We start from the raw sequence: 24,441 nt of genomic DNA, 5'->3' as shown, positions 1-24,441 counted from the left end.
GTAACTAAATAAAGATCAAAAAGGGAGCCTTATCAGCTCCCTTTTTATTTAAAACAACTTCACTGCTGCCCTTTGTTATTCAACAAATCCCTGATTAGCATGCACTGTCAATGGATGATAACCAGGCTTAGCCTCTTCAAATGCGCGTTTGGCAAATGCTTTACCTTCTGCAGTTTTAGCTAACTCTCGATACAAAGGTTTGACTAACTTATTGCGACCAATTCCGACCAAATAACTATAGAGTCTCTCATAGGCAGGTTTATATTCATTTTTCACTGCGATTAATAACCAGCTGTGAGCAATTTCATTGTTCTTACTCGCCGTTAATTGGAAGGTACTATCAAGTTCAACCAACTGCATATCGTTTAGCTTCTGTGGCATATTATTTAAAAAGTACAGCCATTGATGAACAGTCCAATCTTGAGTATTAATCTGTTTAGCGCTTAAACTTCCCTCTAACCAAGCATCACGTACTGTATCAACTTTACTAAATGCATCTGATTCTGGCATGGGTGCTCCATCTGGAATACCCGGTTCAAAAATCCATTGATGAATACGCTCTTTGTCTAAAACATCTGCGTAAGTAGTCAGTAACGTTTGATCCAAATAGCTCACAAATTGATCGGTTGTAATACTTTTGAACGCAAAATGATTAAAATATTCAAGTAGAAACTTATCGAAATTATCTCGCCCTACTTTTTGTTCGATTTCGCGAAGAAATAAAGCGCCCTTTTCGTAAGGAATATTTGAAAATACGTCATCAGGATTACGTCCTCGTAAATCAATCGCCAGAATTTCATCATTTTCAGGTAACGCAGCAATATCGGCTTGTAAGTCTTGGTATCCCAAAACCGCTTCCATATTGTAGCGGTCTATTCCGTAGATCATTTCCATAATCCGATAGGTTAAATAAGTCGTAAAACCTTCGTTTAACCATAGATCCCGCCAAGTCGCATTCGTCACTGTATTGCCAGACCAACTGTGCGCAAGCTCATGAGCAATTAGAGACACTAGACTTTTGTCTCCAGCAATAACTGTCGGTGTTATAAAGGATAAACGCGGATTCTCCATTCCACCAAAAGGGAATGACGGCGGTAAAATCAATAAATCGTAACGATCCCAACTATAGGGCCCATAGGTCTTTTCAGTCGCTTCTAACATACTTTCGGTGTCTTCGAACTCACTCGCCGCGGCATCAAGGATTGATGGCTCGGCGTAAACACCTGTGCGCTCGCCCATGGCTTTGAAATGAAGGTCACCTATTGCCAATGCGATTAAATAAGACGGTATAGGTTGCGGCATATTAAATTCATAAACGCCGTCTCGGGGTGTAACAGGATCATTTGCAGCACTCATTACCGCGAGCAATTCTTTAGGTGTGCGAATAGTGGCTGTATAGGTCACTCTCACCTGTGGTGAGTCTTGTAATGGAATGAAACTACGAGCATGAACAGCCTGTGCTTGGGTAAATAGAAATGGATACTGTTTACCGGCAGTTTGTTCTGGTGTTAACCACTGAGCGCCTGACGCATCTTTTGAGGTGTGGTAACTTATGCTGACTTGATTACCTTGTTCGGGCAACGTAATGTGCAGCGCTGAGCCCAGATTTGGAACTTCTTTTTGAAGCTCAAAGGCAACCGGTGTATTTCCTGAAGTCACCTCCAAAATGGTTAATCCCCGAGTATCCAAAATCAGGGTTTTCCCTTGCTCATCAACTTTTTGATAAGTAAGCGTTGCCGTGCCTATCAATTGTTTTTTGTCAAAATCTGCGGTCAAATCTAAATCGATGTGTGAAACTTTCACAACATCCGGATTAGCAAAAGAATGATAATCTTTAGCATGGTCTATTTGCGTTTGTTTTGATGTTTGCTGTGGTGTTTTCTGTGGTGTTTGTGGTGCTTTGATTTCAGCGGGTTGTTCAGGATTTGAACATGCCAGCAAAGTAGATATCCATAAAAATGCAAGATAACGAATACTTTTCATTTATTTTCCTAGTGAACTTTTTAGCTAATTGTGACATAAAACTAGTTAGAACCGAAAGCATAGCCGTTAATTTAAAGCTAGGTTAAGTGAAACATTAATTGTCGACAGGGGGAGTTATGGCTAAACAAAATGAACAAGATATTTCGACGTTTTTGGATGCGATGCAAGATGTTAAGCCCCTCCCTAAACAAGATACAGTAACCACCTTGAAAACCAAGCCAACCCTCGCACAAAGCTTAAAACGAGAGGCTTTGCAAAGAGAGTTAAATTTAGCGCAAAATCATTTAAGTACCGAGTACGTAGAACCTTTAGACCCCTACGATCACCTTATTTACAAAAAGTCGGGAGTTCAAGAAGGTGTATTTAAAAATTTACGTTTAGGCAAATACAAGATCGACGCGACCCTTAATATGCAGCAGTATAAATTTGAACAAGCTAGACAAGCACTGTTTGAAACAGTTCTGCAATCCCAACAAAAGGGTATTAGAACGTTATTAGTAAAACATGGAATAGGTTTGAATAGTCAGCCTTTCCCTGCATTTCTAAAAAGTTATGTGTACAAATGGTTACAGCAAATGCCGCAAGTTTTGGCCTTTCATACGGCGCAAAAACACCATGGCGGTTCAGCATCCGTGTATGTGCTGCTGAAAAAGAGTGAAACAGACAAAGCCACTAATCGAGAATTACATCGTAAAAAATAGCCGGTTAACAAGCCGAGTTTGATGATGTTTTGCGAAGGGTGTGTACAAGATACAGTAGTAAAGTAAAGCTAAGGTAGGCAAAGGCTACCTTAGCTGAGTAAGGTCACAATTAATCAGCCATTTTTTTGCAGATCAAATATGTTTTGCATAGGTTGCCATTTAGCGTTTTGCTGCTGGCTGTCGACTTTCTGGAAACGTTCCATCAGCCTTTCCCATTCCTGCACTTTAGGATTTTCACTGTCTAACTTAGCTTTAGTTTCAAAACTAAAGCCAGGCTTAACGTCCAACACCATCACTAAATGCGTATCAAGTCGAAAAATTTGCATATTTTCAATGCCAGAAGCGCGGATACTCTCAAGTACCTCTGGCCACACTGCACCGGGCTGATGATATTGCTCGTATAAGCGAATCAATTCATCATCGTCTTGCAATTCAAGACGAAGACAATAACGCTGATTATCCATAGGTCGGTTCCCCTTTCGCACAATGGCTATAAATGTTTTTTATCTTTTAAACTTTGTATACGTGATGTGCGCGATAACCAAATAGGCTAATCACCACAAAACATAGCAAAGGTAATAAAAAGGAGGTTTTTACTGACGGAATGTCACCAATAATAGGCGCTGCATCAATCATCGCTGCTTGCAAAGGAGGCATTAATGCACCGCCAACAATGGCCATAACTAAACCAGCAGAACCCAAACTGGCATCATCGCCTAAATCTTTTAGAGCAATACCGTAAATCGTGGGGAACATCAGTGACATACAAACTGAAATACCAATCAAGCACCATAACCCTAACATTCCGCCTAAAAATATCGTACCCAAAGACAATGTAATACCGCCTAATGCTAACAACATCAGCAGCGGACCAGGACGAATAAACCCTAATAAAAAAGTACATACAAAACGACTAATTAGAAACAGTGACATTGCCACAATGTTGTAACCTTGCGCCTCCGATGCAGTGAGGCCTACAGCGGTCATGCCATAGTGGATAATAAATGTCCAACACATGATTTGTGCCCCCACATAAAAGGCCTGTGCTATCACTCCCTCAATGTAACGACCATTAGTGAATAAGCGCCCAAAGGTTGCGCCTAATTCTTTTAGAGTTAATGGTTTATCATGGGAAATCGTGCGTGGTAATTTGCTAAATAGAAACACTAAAAACAAAATTCCTACCACCACAGCTATAGCGATGTAAGGGCCTCTTACGGTGATCAAATCAGCCGATTGCATTGCTTGATGGGCGACAGGCTGGTTTTGCGCAAATTCACTTAACGCGGCAGTCAATTTGCCGTCAACAACGCTAGGCAGCATCTCAGCATATTCTGGATGCTCCGCACGCTCTGCGGCGCGGAATTCTTCTACCTGCAATTTATTTAAGATAACCGTGGATGCGACAAACATACCGGTTAACGAACCAATTGGATTAAATGCCTGAGCTAAATTAAGACGACGAGTAGCTGTTGCCGGATCACCCATAGACAAAATATAGGGATTTGCAGTGGTTTCTAACAACGCTAAACCACAAGTCAAAATACATAGTGCTGCAAGAAAGAAATTGAATTCTTGCTGGACACTGGCGGGAATAAATAATAGAGCGCCCACGGCGTAAAGCGCAAGCCCCAACAAAATACCTGATTTATAAGAATATTTACGAATAAATATCGCAGCCGGAACAGCCATGATGCCGTAGCCAAGGTAAAAGGCAAATTGCACCATACTACTTTGTGCATTGGTGATTAGAAAAATATCTTTAAAAGCTTTTACAAGCGGATTGGTTACGTCATTGGCAAAACCCCATAATGGGAAAAGCATCGCTACAAGGATAAAAGGCACTAACATGCCTTCACCGATTATGCGCGGATGAGATGTGGATTTCTGTTTTGACGCTTGTTGTGCACTAACTGCTTCGACTTGCAATGTCATATTCTTTCCAACTTAATTAATTTAAATGACAGACAGTGATTGAGTTGCCTCTAAAATTCATCGACTCAGGTGATGCAAATTATTGGTTTTGCATCTAACCCAAGACAAATCTTTTTGTAAACAAAAGCGAATTCACGCTTTTACAAAATCAATCAAAGATTCTCACAAAGCGATAACAAGGGCAAGAATTATTTTACATTTAAAACATAATTTCATATGCAAACTTAATTTACAGTTGTACTTTCGAATAAATTTATAATGACAAAAGCCAATTAGGTGCTTCGCAAATAGTTAGGAAGCATCAAATCCTAACGCGGTGGATATCTCAAGCGCTGCCTGTTTGATCAATTTATGGGCGTCGTCGATATTAGTTTGATGTGACCCATCCAGATACTCAAAGAAAGGGACAATTAACGCGGCTACTGCTTGATCTTGATAATCAAAAACTGGATAACCGATATCTTGAATCCCCTGTGCTTGCGCACTATGGATACATTCGTAACCTTGACTCAGAACTTTTCTAACCATTTTATCCAAATTAAAGTCAAGATCAGTAGAGTGATGTGCAGGAATACGACTTAACATTTGTTCGCGAGTATGTTGGTCTGCAAATGCCAACAACAAGTGTCCTGAACAGGTGTTCATTAAAGGTGCTTCAGCGCCCAAACGCACACTAAATACCCTTTCTGATGGTGAATCCTGCTGTACGACTACGTGCCCTTTACCTTCATAATATATGACTAAATGGCAAGATTGCTCTATCGCGTAGGACAAGCGTTGTAACACCGGAGTCGCAACACTGGTCAAGCGTTTAACGGGCGGGAAGCGATGGGCTAAACCAAACATTTTTAAGGTTAGCATGTACCTGTCACTGCCCGGTTGAAGTGAAACATAACCACGTTGTTCCAACACCACTAACATCCTAAATAACTCGCCGACTGATCTATTTAGCGTTTTGGTAATCTCACCAATGTTCATGCCTTCAGCTTGATTGGCTAGCAGCTCCAGAATATCTAACCCTTTCTCAAGTGCTGGGGCACTGTAAGTTTTGCGTTTAGAGTTTTCTGATTTGTCAGTCGCTTTTGTCATTTTTGTTCCCTGTTTAACCCTTGGTAATATTTGTTCTGCAGCATAATGCTTTACATTTTTTGTAAGAACAAGTCTGTTTTTTGCAAACGTTATTATTGCTTATTTAACTAACTAGGCGTCAGACTCGTTAGATTAATAGCTACATTCCCTTTGATTATAAACTATCAATTTTGTTGAATAGAGTAGATTTCAAAACCCGTAGAGTCTGACCTTTTAAAACAAAATCAACTTTGAGTTAATTTGAAAATAGTTCACTGCTTACTGTGTATGTCTGATTTTCCTTATGATTTTCATCAGTGACCAACACCTGCAAATTAACAAACCAGTGACGGACATCCAAAGGAAGTGCATCAAAGGTTGCAATATATTGCCCGGGTATCGAACTAGGCGTCACTAAGTTAGTGTCAGCTTGAGTCCATGAGGCTTTACCTGTATGTCCTTGGTCTGCTGTATAGTGAATTGTCGCTTTAGCGACTTGATAATCTTTGTTATCTAAATTGATCGAAAATTCAGCTTGAGCTTTGCCAGAGTTGAGCTGTTTAACTGAAAGCGATTTAGCCCAGACTGTGCCTTGACGCACAATCTGTCTAGCAAAAAGATAGGATTCAGGCTGATCCCAACCAAGCTTGTGTCCATGCCTAATTCCCGGCTTGATACTCACTGAATAATCACCGCTTAATTGCTGATATGTACTCGCCTGCGCATCGAGTGCAAAATGTTTGTCGTCACGCCATGTCAACCAAAGAGAAGGTTGACGATAATTGCTTATGCGATGTCCGGGCTCCCATGTATTTTGGTATGCAGAATTTCCCATTAAGGCTTGCTGATATTGATTCTGCATCCCATCAAGAAAACCGCAACCATATATGGGGATAGAAAAGTCGAAGCTACCGTCAAATCCCATGACGGTTGAAGTAATGACCCCGCCCCAAGATATTCCGGTCAGGCCAATATGTTGCTTATCAATATCCGCTTGTGCGGTCAAAAAGTGTTTAGCTCGAATTACCGCCGACACAGCATGAAACATCCATTGATCTTGCAGTGGTCTATCAGAATCTGCATAAATTCCTTGTCTAGAAGGGCCAGAACCTAGATGTTTTTGCCACCTCAAAGTGTCATTGATTTTTGCTTCTTCAAGATCATCGGCGGGAATGTCAGTTTGCCCTTCCACAGCGACAGAAATTGCCGCAAAGCCTGCATCATTCCATTTATCAACCCAATTTTTAAAGGCTGTCCCCCCTCCCCCATGCACTAAAACCATGCCAGGGGTTTTACCCGATGGCGTTGTCAGTGGGTGTTCTGGAAACTTATAAAGAGCAAATATTTTAGTGGTTTTACGTTGTCCACTTTTATCGGTGTAGGGTTCACCTTCTAAGTAGAGTTCAAGCATGCCATCAGCGCGTAGCTTTGATGATACAACCTGTGCAACATGTTCTTTAGCCAGTTTGGAAAAGTACATGTCTACATTTATATTAGCGCCAGTATCCTCCTGCTGTATTGCCTTGCAGCCATGTAAAAAACCACTAAAAATGACAACAACTGCGAACCTCCTAAAACTTGTCGTCACTGCATCATCTGCGAATATTTTATGGGAAATGAAATTAATAATATGGCGTAGATGAAAGTATCGCCCACTTCGTTTGGTAATCTGCCAGCATAAGTCTGTGGCATTGATACTGGTAAAGTGACTATGAATCTTCATGTTGACCCCAGGTAATTTTGGCGGTTTTGGTATCGATATTGACGACAACAGAAGCATGCTCAAACTCTCGTGTATAAGTCCACCCTTCTTGCTTCGCATCAGATAAGGGGGCGCCGAGTTTTCGATCTAACTCAGGATACCACTGCAATGCGCCATGATGATCGCGGTAACCCCAAGTGTAATTAAAGTAAGAATAAGGCTGAGCAATGACTAAAAAACAGGCAAGGGGGAAATCAATGGCCTTTTTGGCCAGTTCATACAGTTCTTTTTCTGGCTTTTTCATCATTTGCTTGTCAGTAAAATTAAATCCAGGCCAAGCTTTGAAAATGACAATTTTTCCGGTTTTCGCGGCCTGCATCATGCGTTCCATGTCCAGTTGAATCATCTCCTTAGAACGACTTTGAAACTGATCAAAATGCTCAACTATGACTCCATTTGCATGATTGAGATAACGTAAACCACCGTCTTCCCAACCTCCAGGAATAGAACGAATACCGTTATAAATGATAAGTTTTTCAGCACCAAGGGTAGCGCTAGTTTCATCCAATAATTTGATGACTCCCTCTTCTAACGCTTTAAAGCGAGCAGTGCCAAGTCTTTTTGCGCTCACCTCAGGCTTGATCGAGATCTGTGGTAATGCGTCAATAAAGACGCCATCTAATTGCCCCTGTTGAATGGCATCGTTGGCAACTTTTATCCACCAGCTTCGCACTTCAGGATTGGCTAGATCATACTTTTTCAAATGTCCGCGTTTGAGGTCCAATTCGCCACTTTTAGTCTTAATTGCGCCGTTTTTTATTTTTGAAAATGTGTCATGAGCGTCATACAGCGAATAATCAAGTAACCCATTCCAGTAAAACAGTACTTTCATATTCGGGTTGAGCTGTTTTAATGCTTTCGCCCCAGCAATAATGCCCTTTTCAGAGCTGCCATGCTTTTTTAATCCATGTCCTTTTTCCAATGTGACAAAGTCATAGTGGCTAGCAATAAACAGGTTCTCTTCATGGCTAAGGTCTCCCTTTGTGCGACCAAAATGAGCATAAACAGGAACAGTATCCCAATTAAAGTTAGGGTAAGCACTGGTGACTTGAGACTGTGACGGATTGTTTGATAATTGAGAAGCATGGGCCTCACGAAGCGCACCAGATAAAAACGTTGCCATTAATATAAAGCAGATTAGAGTTGATGTTTTAATCTTCATTTTAACCTTTAATAAAACCATAGCGGCATCTCGTTTGCTGTACCTTTTGCTATTAATCAGTAATAAACTATTTGTACACAGATGCGATTAGATGAGGTATTCCTAACTGCTTCTAAGGGTTATCTATTCTTAATTAACACATTTTTAAGCAGCCTATCCAACAAAAAATTAACATACACGATTAATTTCATATACTCAATATAATTTTATATTTGAAATATCACTATGAATATAGAGGTAGTTGTTGAACTAAGTCTACTAAAGTGTTCAAAATTTATTGTGCTAATACAGCGCAAAAAAACAAATAATTGACAAAATCATAACATTCCAATAAATTCCACATATAATATTTTGTTTTATATTTAAAATGAGGTATCACTATTATGAGTTCAGGTTTTTGCAGATGAATGCACTGAGGCTTGAGTGGTTTGAGTGGTTTGAGTGGTTTGAGTGGTTTGAGTGGTTTGAGTGGTTCGCTACAGTAAGCAGAAAACCATTTTATCTGTACAGCTCTATATTAAGGTTTTTCTACGTGAAAATAACGCCTTCAGGATTGTCATAAATGAATTTTTTCTGGCTAACAACGATAAAATTAGCATGTATCGCATTATTACTGTCTCCTTCAGTACATAGCGTTGTACATAATAGTTCAGTCGTTTCCACACAAAGTTCGGACTTAAAAGTAAGCTTGGATGTTGATTACGCTGAGTTCTTAAAGCAACAAGATTTAGTTTGGGATCGGCTACCCGATAGTTGGCCAGTCGCGCCTTTTAGCGGTAACGGAAATATCGGCTTTTTGTTCTATCAGTCCCAAAGTGATAAAGACAACAGCATTTCCTTGCATGTTGGACGACACGATTACTATGACCACCGTTTACCTCACGACGGAAAAGAAATGCCATGGATATATAGAGGCAGACTACCTTTAGGCCATTTTAAACTGACTTCTATCGGTAAGATCACTGATGTGGATCTTAGATTAAGCCTCTGGGATGCTGAACTCACCGGAACAATTAGTACAAGTCGAGGCAGCTATTCAGTTAGAGGTTTAACCCATAGCCAAAGGGATATTATTTATTTCGAAACGGATGCTAAAGACGGAGAATCAATCACCATTAGTTGGCATCCAGACGTGCCCTTCCCTTCTGTGCGAGCATTTTTAGACGATGGTATAGGCCCTAAGTCGTCCTATTGGGATGAGATGCGAACTGCTCCTATGCCGATGCCTCCAGCAGCAACCGAAATAGAATCGGACGGCTTTACGTTTAGCTTTCAGCCTTTGTATCAACATAGAGGCGAAACAACAACTGGCTGGGAAGTCACAGGTAAAGCAGATGGCCAGCAAGCTTTATATGCGAGTATTCACCATAGTTTCCCAGAAAAAAACAGTTTGCAAACGGTCAAGGAAAACCTTCAAAAAGCACGTAAGACGGTCCAAAACGAGCAGTTTATTTCTTCACATCAACAGTGGTGGCACAACTATTATCCGCAAAGTTATTTAAGTATTAGCGAGCCTGAGAAACAAGCATTTTATTGGATTCAAATGTACAAGCTAGCGTCTGCCAACCGGGGAAATGGTCCGCTACTTGATTTAATGGGGCCTTGGTATCATAAAACCTTCTGGCCAATGGTCTGGGGCGATCTTAACGTGCAGCTAATATACTGGACACACCTCACCGCAAACCGAATGTCTTTGGGTGATTCTTTAATAAATAATATTAATAAGTACGCAACAAATTTAACCAAAAACGTTCCTGTGGATTGGAAAGACAGCGCTGCAGTAGGTGCATTATTTCCACAAGACATGGTTTCTGACAACGCTCGAAAAGTACCAGATATGTTGGCTTGGTTACTTCACGACTATTGGCTACATTGCGAATATTTAGCAGATGATAATTGCATGCGAGACGGACTGTTTCCGATTTTACGTAAAACCGTAAACAGCTATCGCAATTACTTGGACGAAAACCCCGTCCCTTCAAAAAGTGGCACAATACACATAAAACATAGTTGGTCCCCTGAATATAAACCAGGCCATGGTCAAGATATTAACTTCACAATCGGGCTGATGCGCTGGAGTTTACAAACGCTAATCGATCTCAACCAAAATTATGATATACAAGATCCGCTAGCCGACGAATGGCAACATATCCTAGATAATATAGTTGGATTCCAAATTGATGAAAATGGGTTGCGAATAGGTAAGGATATTCCGTTTAGTAAACCCCATCGTCACTATTCACATTTATTACCGTTTTACCCTCTGGCGGTGATCACGCCAGAAAAACCTGAAAACAAGCAATTGTTGCGCACCAGTGTCGATCATTGGCTAGAAACTTCAATGAATAAAAATATTAAAATAGATGCTATGCCGGTAACCGGTTATACCGCAACTGGCGCAACTTCGATTTACGCGATGTTAGGTGATTCAGTAAAAGCGTATCAATACCTCGATTATTTTATTCAGCACCAGAATGTTTCCCCCACCACAATGTACTCAGAATCCAGAAACTATCCTGTAATTGAGAGCCCATTATCCTACGCTACATCGGTACACGACATGTTATTGCAAAGTTGGGGCGGCAAAATTCGAGTATTTCCAGCAAGCCCTGCGCATTGGCAGGAACTCGCCTTTTATCAACTTCGTACACAAGGTGCGTTTTTAGTTAGTGCCAGTAAACAACAAGGCATAACCCAGTTCGTTGAAGTACAAAGCCTCGCTGGTAAGCCTTTGGTGATTCAAACAGACATTGATAACCCTAAGATTTATATTCAAGGTAAACTTGCTAACGAAACACAAGCGTTTCGTGATGATTCTGGTTTTTATCAGATAAAACTCAGCAAAGGCGAGCGCGCGATTTTAACCAAAGCAAACATCGAAAACACCGCGTTAAGCATTAAGCCAACCCCAATCAATCCTGAGGAATGGAATATGTTTGGCTTAAACGAAAAAACCAAACGCCTACCTGGCCATCACTATTACTACAAGAGGTAAATACCATGCGTCGAAATTCAATATTCTTATTCCAGTGTTTATCTCTTGCCTGCACACTCACAATGAACATGCCAGCGTTTGCTGAATCCACAACGTCAACCCCCCTTAGTAAAGAAAACAAGCAACCAAACGTGATTTTCATTTTTACTGACGATCAACGTTTTAATTCTCTGACTATGACGGGCGATCCACTATCGCCCACTAAGCACATCGATCAGTTGGCTAAAGAAGGGGTTTTCTTTGATAACGCATTTATTACCAGCCCAATTTGTGGCCCCAGCAGAGCGAACATGTTTACAGGCCAATGGGAGCGAAAAAACAAAATTGGCTTTCATTCCATGTCTAAAAACGTAATTACTGAAGAAGTTTTTAACAATAGTTGGTTAATGCAGCTTAAAAAGCAGGGTTACTCCACAGCCTTTATTGGCAAACACCATACAAAAATAGCTGATAAAAACGACAGTCCTTTACGTAAAAATATCGATTTTTCATACTTTGCATCTGGCCATTTGGGTTTTCATCTTAAACGCCATAAAACCTTCTCAAATTTGAAAAACAAAACACAAATTGAAGGCTTAATGGAGGCGACTCAAGCCTATTTATCGCAAAACGAAGATTACGATTATTTTTATGAAAATGCCGAACCTTCGACGAAAAGAAGTATACACCGCAGAGATCCCAATAAGCCCTTTGCTGCGTGGATTAACTTTAATTTACCCCATGCTTCTAGCATTGGCACAATGGGTAAATTGGAAAGCGACCCTGTTATCTATAAGACGCTATTCCAAGATAAAGTTGATCAAATTGACCTACCAGCGGGCTATCCTGTGCCTATTAGCTTGCCTAAAGATGTGTACGCCAGTACTGACCTAATGAAATATTATGTCACTGAAAATAAACCTAAATTGTTAAATGACAAATTAAAGATGGCGCGGGCTGTATACGCCATTGACCAGTTTGTTGGACAACTACGTCAACTATTAAAAACGATCTCTGAAGATGAAAATACTATCATCGTTTTCGCTTCAGATAACGGCTTGTTACTTGGTGAGCATGGACTTGGTGGAAAAACGATTCTGTATGACGAGTCTGTGCACGTCCCGCTTATTATCTACTCTCCTTTCTTCGACACTGACATCCAAGGCAAGCACATCGATGACTTAGTGGTTGGGCAAGATATAGTGGCAACGCTTTTAGATATGGCTGGCACCGATGTCCCATCTTCATACCAAGGTAAAAGTTTAGTTCCACTGATAGAAGAAACGAAAACAGAATCGTCATGGAGACAAGATATTTTTCTTGAAAACTTGTTTACCGACCAAGGCTATCCAAGACAAGAAGGCGTGCGCGATAAAAAATTCAAATACATTCGTTCGTTTAGTAAGAAGCAAGACAGAATGCGGTATTTGCCACAACAGTCTTTTGCTAGCAATGAAGAACCTATTTATGAAGAGTTATTTAATATAGTGGCGGATCCTAATGAATTGACCAATCTAGCTAAAGATCCCAAGTACGCAAAACAGCTTGAGTACTATCGAACCAGAGCACAGACATTAGTAAAAGAACTTTATTGATAATGAGATTAAACGCTTTCACATTTAATTTATTCAGGTAAACAAAATCAACATGACAATATTCAATAGAGTCTCCACTTGTATCACTTTCATTAGCATCGTTTTGTTGTGTAATGGATGTAGCTCATTAGCTGTCAACAAATCAAATCCAACTCGACAAGATTGGGTTGTGATCGATATTAATTCAGCAAGCAAATTTCGAGATCAGTCGTTCTTAGCTAAACACAAAGGCAAATTTGTCGTGCAATTGGTCACTAATGATACTGGAGAAGAGGCCTTAAGTAAGTTAAACATTAACGGCCAGAACCAAAGCGAAGTGTTGACCGGGAAATACAAAATTGAATCGGGCTCTGTATATGAGTTTAGCAGCCCTGTAATTTTGGAGGCTAACAACCAATACCAGCTATCATTAACAACAACACTGCCAGTCAAACAAATTAGAATTGTTCCCCACCGCTCCAACCCAATTGGCACTGGTCAATACTATAACGAATGGCTAACTATGCACCAGTCACCGGAAAAGCAACAAGCACTGCGTTGGTTTAAAGAAGCGCGCTTTGGCATGTTTATTCATTGGGGGTTATATTCTCAGGCAGGTGGCATGTGGAAAAAAAACCGTATAGAAGATTCGCCCTACCCTGGTCCTCGAGTGGCAGAGTGGCTAATGTCGACCTTCAGAATACCTCGCGCAGAATATCAACAGCTGGCGAGTACTTTTAACCCTGACAAATCCTTTGCGCAAAATTTCGCACAACTGGCCAAGAAAGCTGGCATGAAATACCTCGTTATTACCTCTAAGCATCACGATGGCTTTGCGCTTTACGACTCAGCAGTGTCCGATTACGATATTGTTGATGCAACGCCGTATCAGGGCGATCTAATCAAAGAGCTGTATGATGCTTGTCTATCAGAGGGCATCGAGTTTGGTATCTACTATTCCCATGGCAACGATTGGTTTGACGGGACAGATGGCAACTACGCAAACGTTAAAAAACAAAACGACAAATTAGGAATTTATACCCATGCACAAGGTAAGAACCTATGGGATCCTAGTTTGAATACCCATGCAGAGTACTTAAACAACAAAGCTTACCCGCAAATTAAAGAATTACTCACCTTATTGCCAAAACTACGGTTAATTTGGTTTGATGGCGACGGACTTATTACCGAAAAACAAGCTTTTGACTTTTATAAATTGGCATACGATATCAATCCCAACGTGTTAGTGAGCCGTCGTGTTGGTTATCAATTTGGCGACTACCTAGATGCGGGTGACAATGTTATTCCTTCTGCATCAGAGAAAATGAATAAACAATGGGAGACAGTCGGCACCACCAATAATTCTTGGGGCTTTAAATTTTATGATGACGACTGGAAGAGCACCAAAGAGCTGCTTTACTACTTTATCGATATTCTGTCCAAAGGTGGCAACTATTTGCTCAATATAGGGCCCGACGGTCAAGGCAATGTCCCGCCAGAAAGCGCTCAACGTCTTGCTGAAATGGGCCAATGGATACAAACCAATAGCGCTGCAATTTTTGGCACAACACGTTGGGATACCAGTTATGAGGGCGCAAACGAAACCTTATTGTCAGGCACCGGCCATCGCGCAAAATCCGGTTTTAATCGTCAATTTACTAATCAAGACTTTTGGTTCACGGCAAAACAAAACAAAGTATATGCAATGTCGTTAATGCCGCCACAGGACAGCATTGAAATACTTTCTTTGGGCAAAGGCAGCGGACATATAGACGCGGTTAGATTACTCGGCAGTACTCAAAAACTATCTTGGAAACAAACTGATCACGCCCTTGTTATCGATGCCCGTGATTGGCAAAAGGCTGAAAATGGATTTGCTGTAGAGATCATTTTCAAATAACCCTAATTGGCCTACACATCGACAAGATGTGTTTAATTAACGCCTTTGTTTTTAGACAGAAAACATAGATCAACAATTGAGCTGATAACAAATGAAAAAGCGTTATCCCGTAGTGACATATACGAACGTAAGGAGCTTTCATTTTGAAAAAATTTAATTTCTTCAATATTTCATTTTTGATATTATTTTTTTCGCAATCAACAGCTTTATTGGCAGTTACTCCTACCCCATCAACTAAAACAGACCTTCCTCCTAATATTGTGTTTTTAATGACGGACGATCAGCGTTGGGACACTATAGGTAGCTACGGTAGTAAAGATGCAATTACTCCCAATATTGATAAGCTTGCCGCTCAAGGAGTTAGTTTTGACAATGCCTATCATGCTGTAGCTATTTGCATGCCAAGTAGAACAACGATTTTCACCGGACGTTATTTTTCAGATCATCGTGTAGGTTTCACCTACCCTTATAATCGCACATTACCTGCAACAGAGTTTGCCCAAAGCTATCCAGCGCTGATGAAAGCAGCAGGCTATCGCACAGGGTTTGTTGGTAAGTTTGGCGTTAGCTTAGAAGCATTACCCGAAACCGTTGCCGACCACTTTGACTTTTATGCAGGTATTTCAACAACAAGTAAAAAAGGCCCTCACTTTCCTAAAAGTGATAAAAAGCTAGCTCATATCTATCGTAAGGATCGTAACCCTAAAGAGCGAACGTTGATTAAAGGGGATGCAATGATCCGGTTTTTAGAAACGCAGCCGAAGGGTCAACCTTTTAGCCTTTCAGTCAGTTTCGATGCGGTCAAGAATGACCGTGATACTGACATGTATGGTCCACATGTTGAACTGTTTAAAGACAAGAAAATGCAGGTACCTGCTAATTGGGTAGAAGGCAAAAATGACCAGTTGCCTAAAGTATTAGACTATAGCCGCAGCACCTACCTTCACATGCAACGGACATCCACGCCTGAACTTTACCAAACACTTGCTCGACGTTTTGCAGTGCAGAGTTATAGTGTAGATGAGCAAGTTCGTCGTTTAGTCGCTAAATTAGAAGAGCTTGACCTACTAGATAACACAATCATCATTTACACCAGTGACAATGGACGTTACCACGGTTCACGTGGGCTTTACGACAAAGCGATTCAATACGATGAAGCCATTAAACAACCACTGATTGTATTTGATGGAAGAGCCTCTAAAGAAAACCATGGTCGTAGGATTGATGCCATGGTTTCGTCTGCAGATATTGCCCCCACGATTTTGTCTTTGGCAGGCTTAGACATACCGCCGGTAATGAAAGGTCATGACTTAAGTCCACTCATGGAGGGTAAGCAAGACATGAAAAAATGGCGGGAAGGCGTTTTGACAGAGAACTTTTTTATTCAGGAGCTGTTAAGAACCAAAGGAAAGCAGGTTGAAGCCAAGAATAATGAAGTTATAAAAAATAATCGCTCTTATCGTAGCCGTGGGATACGAACAAAACAGTATCAGTATTTTGAGTATTTCGAACATTCGCCAGTAATTGAGGAGCTTTACGAGCTAGCAAATGACCCTGATGAGCAAAACAACCTCGTATCTGATCCAAATTACAAATCGACTTTAGCAGAAATGCGGAAAAAGGCGGCACAACTTTATGCACAAGCTCTTCAGTAATGCAGCGAGTAGACACCAATTGCAAAATATATTGATAGGAACGTTTAATGCCTACTAAATACTTGATAAACCCCTTTAACACTCACAAAAGCGCAGTTTATAAATCTGCTATAGCACCAATAATACTATGTATTTTTAGTTGCATGTCTAGTGTCCACGCAGCTGAGATCTATGTCGCACCAACAGGAACGGATAACAACAGCGGGCGACAAGGGAAACCGCTTGCGTCAATAGCTAAAGCCAAACAACTCGCTCAGTCTTTTGCAGGAAAAGAAGCGGTAATAGTACATGTTGCTGATGGCGTTTATTATTTTCCCGAGACATTGATTTTTGAACCGGCGGACTCTGGTAGTGAGCGATATCCCATTATTTACAAAGCAGAGAATGAAGGGCTAGCGGTGTTAAGTGGTGGTACAAAATTGAAGCTTACTTGGTCTGCTTATAAAAATGGTATTTTCCAAACCGATACACCTGTAGGTTTAAACATTGATCAACTTTTTATTGATGGTCAAAATCAGCGTATGGCACGATACCCCAATTATGATTCGAGCAAAAAAACAGCAGCCTATCAAGGGTATGCGGCCGATGCTTTTTCTGCAGAACGAGCGGCAGACTGGGCCGATCCTAGGGGTGGTTATATTCATGCAATGCATCGTTCACAATGGGGCGGATACCATTATCAAATCACTGGCAAGAAAAGCAATAACGAAATAACTTATGAAGGTGGTTGGCAAAATAACCGTCAACTGGGCATGCATAAAGACTTTCGAATGGTTGAAAATATATTCGAAGAACTTGATGCACCAGGCGAATGGTTTCATGACGCCCCAAAAAATAAACTTTATTTTAAACCAGCCAAAGGGATAAATCTAAATACAGCTAAGGTAGAAGTGGCACGCCTGAGTCATCTTGTAGAGTTTAAGGGTACTGAATTAAACCCAGTAAAACACATTACCCTACAAGGTTTTGTTGTACGTCATGCGTCTCGCACTTTCATGAAAACTAAGGAGCCTTTGCTACGTTCAGATTGGACAATCTATCGCGGAGGCGCATTCCTTCTTACGGGCACTGAAAACATTCATATTTTAGATACCGAATTCGATCAGGTCGGTGGCAATGCTATTTTCGTCAACAACTATAATCGTAACGTATTGATTAAAGGGTGTCATATTCATGATACGGGTGCCAGTGGTGTAGCCTTTGTTGGTGATCCTGATGCCGTGCGTAATCCTTTATTTGAATATAAGCAAACAAATGACTTGTCTAAAATTGACCGGACTCCAGGGCCAAAAACGAATAACTATCCAGCTAATTCAACTGTGGAAGATTGTCTTATCCACAAAATAGGCAGTGTAGAACGTCAGCCTGCTGGTGTGCAGATTTCTATGGCAAAAGGTATTACGGTTCGCGATGTTTCAATTTACGATACAGCTAGAGCGGGAATCAATATTGGTGACGGTACGTGGGGTGGGCATTTGATTGAGCGCGTTGATGTGTTTGACACCGTGCTAGAAACACATGACCACGGCTCGTTCAATTCTTGGGGACGAGATCGTTACTGGCGAAGTGACCAAGCCACATCACAACAAGCGATTGATGAGGCTCCCGACTTACCATTTTTGGATGCAGTCGAAACGACCACCATCCGTAATAGTCGCTGGCGCAGTGATCACGGCTGGGATATTGACTTAGATGACGGCTCTACTAATTACGATATTTATAATAACCTGATGTTAGCTGGAGGGTTAAAATTGCGTGAAGGTTTTCGCCGCCACGCCTGGAATAACATTGCAGTTCACAGTGGTTTGCACCCACATGTTTGGTATAAAGAAAGTGGTGATAAAGTTTATAACAACATTTTCATGTCTCGGCACAAGCCTGCTCGAATGACTCATCCCTTTGTTGATCAAGTTATGGTAGATAAAAACTTCTATGGCGAAAGCAAAGAAAAAGTAATGTCGGTTTCCGACAACCTAAGTTGGGATAAAAACTCAGCCTTTGGCGATCCGATGTTTGTCGACCCGAAAAACGGAGACTTCCGTGTGAAGCCTAACTCCCCTGCGTTGAAGATCGGTTTCAAGAATTTTCCGATGGATCAATTTGGTGTCAAAAAAGCATCTTTACGTGCTATCGCTCGAACCCCGAACCTTAGCGCTCCGGTAAAAACCAAACGTAAAGCACAGCCATCGTTTACAGGTAAATGGATGGGGGCCAGTTTAGTAAACCTTTCCGGTAATGACTTTTCTGCTTTTGGCGTCAGTAAACAAGCAGGTGGAGTTGTGATAAAAACAGTGCCAAAAGATAGCAAAGCTTCTAAAGCGGGGTTAATAGCAGGCGATGTTATTCAGAATGTTAATGGCCAATCAGTTTCTAAGTTACGTCAATTAAATCAAACCTTGAAACGTACACCTGCGGATCTACTCAACCTTAAATTGGTGCGCAATCAGGAAGTCATCGAATTGATGCTCCAAATGGATAAAGATCTGCAGTTGAAAAGTGTATCAAGCCTAAAAAGAAGCACCTTCAATAAATGAAATTAACTCTTGTCATACCTATCATATGGTCTGTTCTATTTACCAACGTGGCACAGGTGCAACTTAAAATCTATTATGACCGAGTATCAAGGAAATGTTGGCGACTTATGGTTTGTCAGCGTGTTACCTCCCCCATTTGACGCACCTATATGGATCATCATGTTGTGTTTACTACGCCCTATGTGTTTGTTCCAAACCGCAATTACGGAAATCTATAGAAGAACAATGGCTAGCACACGGGGAGCTAACTTCGCCAAAATCGTCTGGAATATGAGATGAGTAGCGATAACCCGCCTATATTTTAATATTTTCTTGCGAAAAATTATCGCACAGTTACTGATGCTCAGCGACAACTACAGTGCCAAAATAACAGCTTGATATTGTATTGAAATTTTCTTAACTTTCTTCACTAATAAACACTTTCCCAATGGTGAGTTGTGCTAACAGCGTTTGCCATGGCTCAATGTCCCAGTTGACTCTTTCTCCCATGCTTATTGCCCGTTTTAGATATTGAATAACTTGTTGAAAATTACGCTGTTCACCAAAACGATATGCTTGTGAAAGTAAATAGTAGTATTCAGGATTCCATTTTTGTTGCTCGCCTATTTTTGTTAGATATTCTAATGCCAAAGAAAAGTTGCGTAATGCTTTATCTTGAGCAAATAGTCTCAATTCTGCAGCCTTTAAGGTAGCCGAAATATCATCTTTCTTCGCTGCAGATTCTAACCAAAACAAGGCTTTCGTTTCGTCTTTCTGCACCCAAGGGCTACTAATTAATAATTTACCTAAGCGAGATTCTGCTTTCGCCAAACCATAAGTACTGGCTTGCCCAATCCAATCAATGGCTTGTTCAATATCATCCTGTTCTCGATAAAGCTTAAGGCCGTATTCATACATAGCGTCAGGAAGGCCCTCTTCGGCCAAGCTTTTAAGGCGTTCGTTTGCTTCTCCTTCATACTGCTCTAACCAACTAAAATATTGCAATAGCTGCGCATATTGAAAACGGTCTTTTAAGCTAGAACTCGCCTTGAGTTTTTCACTCTGGCGAAGCAGCGATAGGTACATTTGCGCGTTTTTTCTACGCAAAGTGAGTTTATCGTAACTAGCAATACCTAAATTGACTCTAGCAACAAACTCAACGGTTTCGTGTTGTATTGTAGGCTTAGCTAAAGAATACCGAGAGAATTGATCGAGCAAAGTAGTGGCACGCCCATCGCGCTGCACTTCTACAATATTTCGAACAGAGCCGTCAGGCGCAAGGTCAAAATCGATAATGACAAAGGGCTCGCTAGACGTCGTCGTGAAACTGAAATCCATATCGAACGAGTCTTCACTGTCACCGCCCATATCGTAATCAGAATCAACTAGCAAGTCATTGTCAGCAAGCTCTAATTCAAAATCGTCTAATTCTAATTGCGCCTTTCCATCAAAGGTAATCTTGTTTGCCAATTTGTTTGCAGCAAGTTCAGGCAAATATTTTTTACTGATGTATTTTTTACCTTTTTCGCTTAGTAACTTATTCAGAAATTTTTGAATGTTTAGCCTTTCTTTAGTAGCCATGTTACTTAATATTTTCTCTACTAACGATTTTGAATCATGAAAGTCGTATTCGGCCGCGAATGAAAGATATATAAGTGCTTTGAACGCATCTTTATCGGTCCCTAAGCCTTTGAAATACATAGTAGCAAGCCGATAGTATGCATAAGGGTTTCCTACTTTTGCCGCATCCGAATAGCTAGCTTTTGCGAGTTTAAAATTTTTCGCAGTATAATATTCATCGGCCTTAAAAATATCATGGGCAAAGACAAGCGATGAAGAGAAACAACATAGGGTTGTTATAATGCTTATTAGCTTAATTAAAAACATCATAATTCTTTTTCCATTTCAGCCCTAATGTAAATAATAATTTTATCAGTCATCACAATATTGTCTGTTGATATCACGGCATTTTTACCAAATGATTCAATTAATTTTCTTTCTTTTTTTTCTTGTTTTTCTTGTTCTTTCTTTCGGCCTCAAGTTCGGTTCTATTAAGGTAGCCGTTTTTATCAACATCGAGTAGGCCGAAGCGCTTTGGTCCATTTTTAGGCTTTTTAATACTAGACGAAAATTCCTCGACGGTTACGCGACCATCAGAATTAGCATCTACTTTGCTAAATCGGTCTTGCTTAGTATTTGAGGTTGTTGAAGTTGTTGAACATGCAAATAATGTTGTTACAAATGCTGTAGCAATCACTGTTTTTAATAAATTTTTCAAAATTACACCTCTTTTTTAATGGAAGTTTATTTGTCAGCGTCAATCCAATAGTTGCCATAAACTTCTTCGTTTAACATTTAACGATCCATTCACAATGTGCGCATTAAGCAACTCAGATGAAACTCGAAAAACTCTTCCTTTCACTTTTCAAGTACTAAACGAATAACGTTCTACAGCGACATTGCAAATTAGTAACATCAGGTTAACATAAAACCAAGGTGTATGTAAAAATGCATTTTATATTTGAATTGAATGAGTGTAACTTATTGTATAGCAAGGAGGATGCACGACTCTGGCGCTACCGCGCATAACACAATAATTTATATTAAAACTACGATTAACTATGACGCTGACTAACGACGGTGATTTCACGAAAAACACCACAAATTTCCTTTTTATTTTCTTTCGTATTATGCTCACATGTCATGCTGTTCTTCCTTTATAAAATGAACGATATAATTTAATATCGTTAATCACAATCCTTGCCATAAGCAGGCCTGTTTCAACTTTATATATTTTGCCGGTATTATTAGTGGCAACAAGAATTACCAGCTAATAATCCCCCCAAGATAAACCATAATTGCCGCTTCTGATTCATAATCAAAGGCGCTCGTGGCTTCGTATAAAATAAGAATTTTAGGGTTGGTGATGAGTGCTCTTGCTAATGCCACCCGTTGCCTTTGACCACCCGACAAACCGCTGCCACGCTCACCCACTTGAGTGTAATACCCCTCTGGTAATTCGCTAGTAAAGGCAGTAACACCTGCAAGCTCTGCTGCTTGTAACGTAGTTTGCTCGTAAACTTGTGGTAGGCTCTGGCAAATATTGTCTTTACTGGTGCCAGAAAAAAGCATACTTTCTTGTAACACCACGCTCATATTACGGCGCAGCTCTACTAGAACGGTAATGATGAGCCAAATACCAGCCATGTGAGTGATGGGGCGTAATAAAATTACGCTATTACTGTTCAAAACAGCATTCAAATAAAAAAGCCTATTTTTCAATAGGCTTTTAAACATTTATTCCTTTAAGTTATTTCTTTTTCAAGTTTTCCTCAACAGACGGCGCCACTTTCGACGGCAAGTTATTACCCCGTGATGATTTTTTCACGTATGGATAGCTCACGAGGAAATTGTTCTCATCGATTAAGTTGATCAGATAGTGGGTTGTCCCTTCGGGCAAGGTGACAGTCACTTTATTGCCAGGTAAGACCTGAGCAGGCATGCGGAACCATTCCTCCTTCTTAGCGCCTCCATTAAGTGTATACATCAATTGCGCACGTGCCAGCTTCGCACCATTTTCTTGATAACGATATTCAACCACATTGCCATTTCTTTGGTGAGACAATACCGTTGGTACTGCTTCTTTATTTGGGAGTGAGTCACTATAATGCGGATTATAATAAGGGTAACTCGCATCCATGGCTTCTAACTTCTCGGTCAACTTCGCATTCATCGCCTGCGCCTTATCAGGCATCTTGGTGGCTAAATTATTGGCTTCTTCGATGTCCACACGAATTTGCTTTCCACCCTCAGTTTTATAAAGTTGATACAGCTCTAACTCGTCATTTTTAGGATCTAGATGATCATAGTTACGCACCAACTTATAGTCGCCGATTCGAATCGTACTCTCCAGCGCCAAAGCGTTCGGAAAGTGCCACAAAAGAGTGTCGCGTACCTGCCCATCTTGTTGTTTCACCAATTGCGGGTCGGTAGCATCTGTGGCGAGAAGTTTGGAAAGGTCACTACCGTCAAACTGACTACCTGTCGGCTTCGGTGTATTCGTCCAAGAAAGAATAGTCGGATAAAAATCGAGACCGGAGGCCATAACATCGGTTTGCACACCAGCTTTAATTCCAGGACCAACAATAATCAGAGGCACTCGTGTCCCCCCTTCCATGGCAGAAATTTTACCACGATCCAATGGGTAATTTTCGGCGATCTTTTCACCCGGCATGTTTTCCATACCACCGTTATCCGAAGTAAAGATAATATAGGTGTTTTCACTCAACTTATGTCCAGGCCAACGGGGATCTTCTGTATTATCTAAATAGTCGAACATTTGTCCAACGTAATAATCAAGCTCCTCAACCATAGCAGCATAAAAAGGGTTTGTTTGTCCCTCACCTTTCCATTCTTGCGGGTTTTCCGGTAATTCAACACCCATTTTTTTCACATATTTGTTAAGCAAACGTTCGCTGCGTGTATGAATAGGCGCATGCACTAGCTTAGTGGCATAATAAAGAAAAAATGGGTCAGCTTTATTTTCGCGCACAAAGGTTAATGCATCTTCACTCAGTTGGTGGGTAGCAAATCCGTTTTCATCAAGACGATACGGATCTTTGGGATTGTTCGTCGCAAACCCCGTTAACCTATGTGGCTTCATCCGTCTAGTAGTGCCTTGATTAGTCCGCGTCCAATCAAAGCCAAGATCCTCTGGTTCAGGATAAGTTCTAGCCATGTGCCACTTACCACTATGCCCTGTAGTGTAGCCGTTGTTTTTAAGTGCTTGCGGCAGCGAAACATAATCTGTTGATACACGTCCACTATACCAAGGTGGCATCATGCGATGAGCAGTTTTATGAAACGGCGCTGGCGGTGTGCCACCGATAACATGGGTGTATTGAGTGCGGGCTGGATGCGCCCCTGTCATAATGGCACCACGACTAGGTGCGCAAGACGGTGCTGGCGAATAACCCTGCCAAAACATAGTCCCCTTACTTGCTAGTGCATCGATGTTTGGTGTTTCGAGTGGCGACGGCTCATCAATGTCATAAATTTTCACATCCTGCCAACCAAGATCGTCAGTTAGCAGTAAAATTATATTGGGTTTTTCAGGGCGCTGATGCACAACCTCTTCATGCACGGTGGTGCAACCTGAAATTAAGACTGCACTGAAAAGTGCGATTTTTTTAATGGTTATCATAATAGTATTCT

Annotated in this window: 16 protein-coding genes; 6 read left to right on the top strand and 10 right to left on the bottom strand. The window is 40.9% G+C overall.

The features are described from left to right. Nucleotides 1-75 precede the first annotated feature (75 nt). A complete protein-coding gene (locus Q4567_RS01145) occupies nucleotides 76-1,983 on the bottom strand; it encodes a M1 family metallopeptidase (protein ID WP_303499027.1) in 1,908 nt (635 codons plus the stop codon). A 116-nt stretch (nucleotides 1,984-2,099) separates the two neighbouring features. On the opposite strand from Q4567_RS01145, the gene smrA reads away from it, so the two are divergent. Then, nucleotides 2,100-2,684 carry a DNA endonuclease SmrA gene (gene smrA / locus Q4567_RS01140; RefSeq protein ID WP_216048222.1) on the top strand — a complete coding sequence of 195 codons (585 nt, stop codon included), beginning with the start codon at nucleotides 2,100-2,102 and terminating at the stop codon, nucleotides 2,682-2,684. A gap of 113 nt (nucleotides 2,685-2,797) precedes the next feature. On the opposite strand, the gene Q4567_RS01135 is transcribed toward smrA, so the two are convergent. The 5 genes from Q4567_RS01135 to Q4567_RS01115 form a co-directional block, all read right to left on the bottom strand. Further along, nucleotides 2,798-3,148 carry an L-rhamnose mutarotase gene (locus tag Q4567_RS01135; protein WP_303499025.1) on the bottom strand — a complete coding sequence of 117 codons (351 nt, stop codon included), beginning with the start codon at nucleotides 3,146-3,148 and terminating at the stop codon, nucleotides 2,798-2,800. Nucleotides 3,149-3,194: 46 nt separating this feature from the next. Further along, nucleotides 3,195-4,613 carry an L-fucose:H+ symporter permease gene (gene fucP / locus Q4567_RS01130; RefSeq protein ID WP_303499141.1) on the bottom strand — a complete coding sequence of 473 codons (1,419 nt, stop codon included), beginning with the start codon at nucleotides 4,611-4,613 and terminating at the stop codon, nucleotides 3,195-3,197. A 297-nt stretch (nucleotides 4,614-4,910) separates the two neighbouring features. Beyond that, nucleotides 4,911-5,708: an IclR family transcriptional regulator gene (locus tag Q4567_RS01125; protein ID WP_216048220.1), complete on the bottom strand. Its 798-nt coding sequence runs from the start codon at nucleotides 5,706-5,708 to the stop codon at nucleotides 4,911-4,913. Between the two features lie 235 nt (nucleotides 5,709-5,943). Further along, on the bottom strand, nucleotides 5,944-7,410 hold the full coding sequence (locus Q4567_RS01120) for a S9 family peptidase (RefSeq protein WP_216048219.1): 1,467 nt from the start codon (nucleotides 7,408-7,410) through the stop codon (nucleotides 5,944-5,946). Continuing rightward, entirely contained in the window at nucleotides 7,397-8,611 is a 1,215-nt protein-coding gene (locus Q4567_RS01115; RefSeq protein WP_303499023.1) for a putative glycoside hydrolase, read from the bottom strand. Before Q4567_RS01115 ends, Q4567_RS01120 begins: the two co-directional genes overlap by 14 nt. Before the next feature lie 562 nt (nucleotides 8,612-9,173). Here Q4567_RS01115 and Q4567_RS01110 point away from each other — a divergent pair. The 5 genes from Q4567_RS01110 (at nucleotide 9,174) to Q4567_RS01090 (ending at nucleotide 19,248) form a co-directional block, all read left to right on the top strand. Beyond that, on the top strand, nucleotides 9,174-11,606 hold the full coding sequence (locus Q4567_RS01110; RefSeq protein WP_216048217.1) for a hypothetical protein: 2,433 nt from the start codon (nucleotides 9,174-9,176) through the stop codon (nucleotides 11,604-11,606). Nucleotides 11,607-11,611: 5 nt separating this feature from the next. After that, nucleotides 11,612-13,180: a sulfatase-like hydrolase/transferase gene (locus Q4567_RS01105; RefSeq protein WP_216048216.1), complete on the top strand. Its 1,569-nt coding sequence runs from the start codon at nucleotides 11,612-11,614 to the stop codon at nucleotides 13,178-13,180. 52 nt (nucleotides 13,181-13,232) lie between these two features. After that, complete coding sequence (locus Q4567_RS01100) at nucleotides 13,233-15,059, top strand: alpha-L-fucosidase (protein WP_216048215.1); 1,827 nt, start codon at nucleotides 13,233-13,235, stop codon at nucleotides 15,057-15,059. A gap of 143 nt (nucleotides 15,060-15,202) precedes the next feature. Further along, nucleotides 15,203-16,714: a sulfatase-like hydrolase/transferase gene (locus Q4567_RS01095; RefSeq protein WP_216048214.1), complete on the top strand. Its 1,512-nt coding sequence runs from the start codon at nucleotides 15,203-15,205 to the stop codon at nucleotides 16,712-16,714. Nucleotides 16,715-16,857: 143 nt separating this feature from the next. Further along, the gene (locus Q4567_RS01090) at nucleotides 16,858-19,248 is read left to right on the top strand and encodes a PDZ domain-containing protein (protein WP_303499022.1); all 2,391 of its coding nucleotides are present in this window, start codon (nucleotides 16,858-16,860) and stop codon (nucleotides 19,246-19,248) included. Nucleotides 19,249-19,644: 396 nt separating this feature from the next. On the opposite strand, the gene Q4567_RS01085 is transcribed toward Q4567_RS01090, so the two are convergent. From Q4567_RS01085 to Q4567_RS01070, 4 genes are all read right to left on the bottom strand, one after another. Next, nucleotides 19,645-21,117: an SEL1-like repeat protein gene (locus Q4567_RS01085; RefSeq protein WP_216048212.1), complete on the bottom strand. Its 1,473-nt coding sequence runs from the start codon at nucleotides 21,115-21,117 to the stop codon at nucleotides 19,645-19,647. 97 nt (nucleotides 21,118-21,214) lie between these two features. Continuing rightward, entirely contained in the window at nucleotides 21,215-21,505 is a 291-nt protein-coding gene (locus Q4567_RS01080) for an EF-hand domain-containing protein (RefSeq protein ID WP_216048211.1), read from the bottom strand. A gap of 545 nt (nucleotides 21,506-22,050) precedes the next feature. Beyond that, a complete protein-coding gene (locus Q4567_RS01075; RefSeq protein WP_303499021.1) occupies nucleotides 22,051-22,476 on the bottom strand; it encodes an ATP-binding cassette domain-containing protein in 426 nt (141 codons plus the stop codon). A 61-nt stretch (nucleotides 22,477-22,537) separates the two neighbouring features. Next, entirely contained in the window at nucleotides 22,538-24,430 is a 1,893-nt protein-coding gene (locus tag Q4567_RS01070) for a sulfatase (RefSeq protein WP_303499019.1), read from the bottom strand. Nucleotides 24,431-24,441: the final 11 nt, after the last annotated feature.

It is taken from the genome of Aliiglaciecola sp. 2_MG-2023 (assembly GCF_030548145.1).
GTDB lineage: Bacteria > Pseudomonadota > Gammaproteobacteria > Enterobacterales > Alteromonadaceae > Aliiglaciecola > Aliiglaciecola lipolytica_A.
This window is presented reverse-complemented; position numbering and strand designations above follow the sequence as displayed.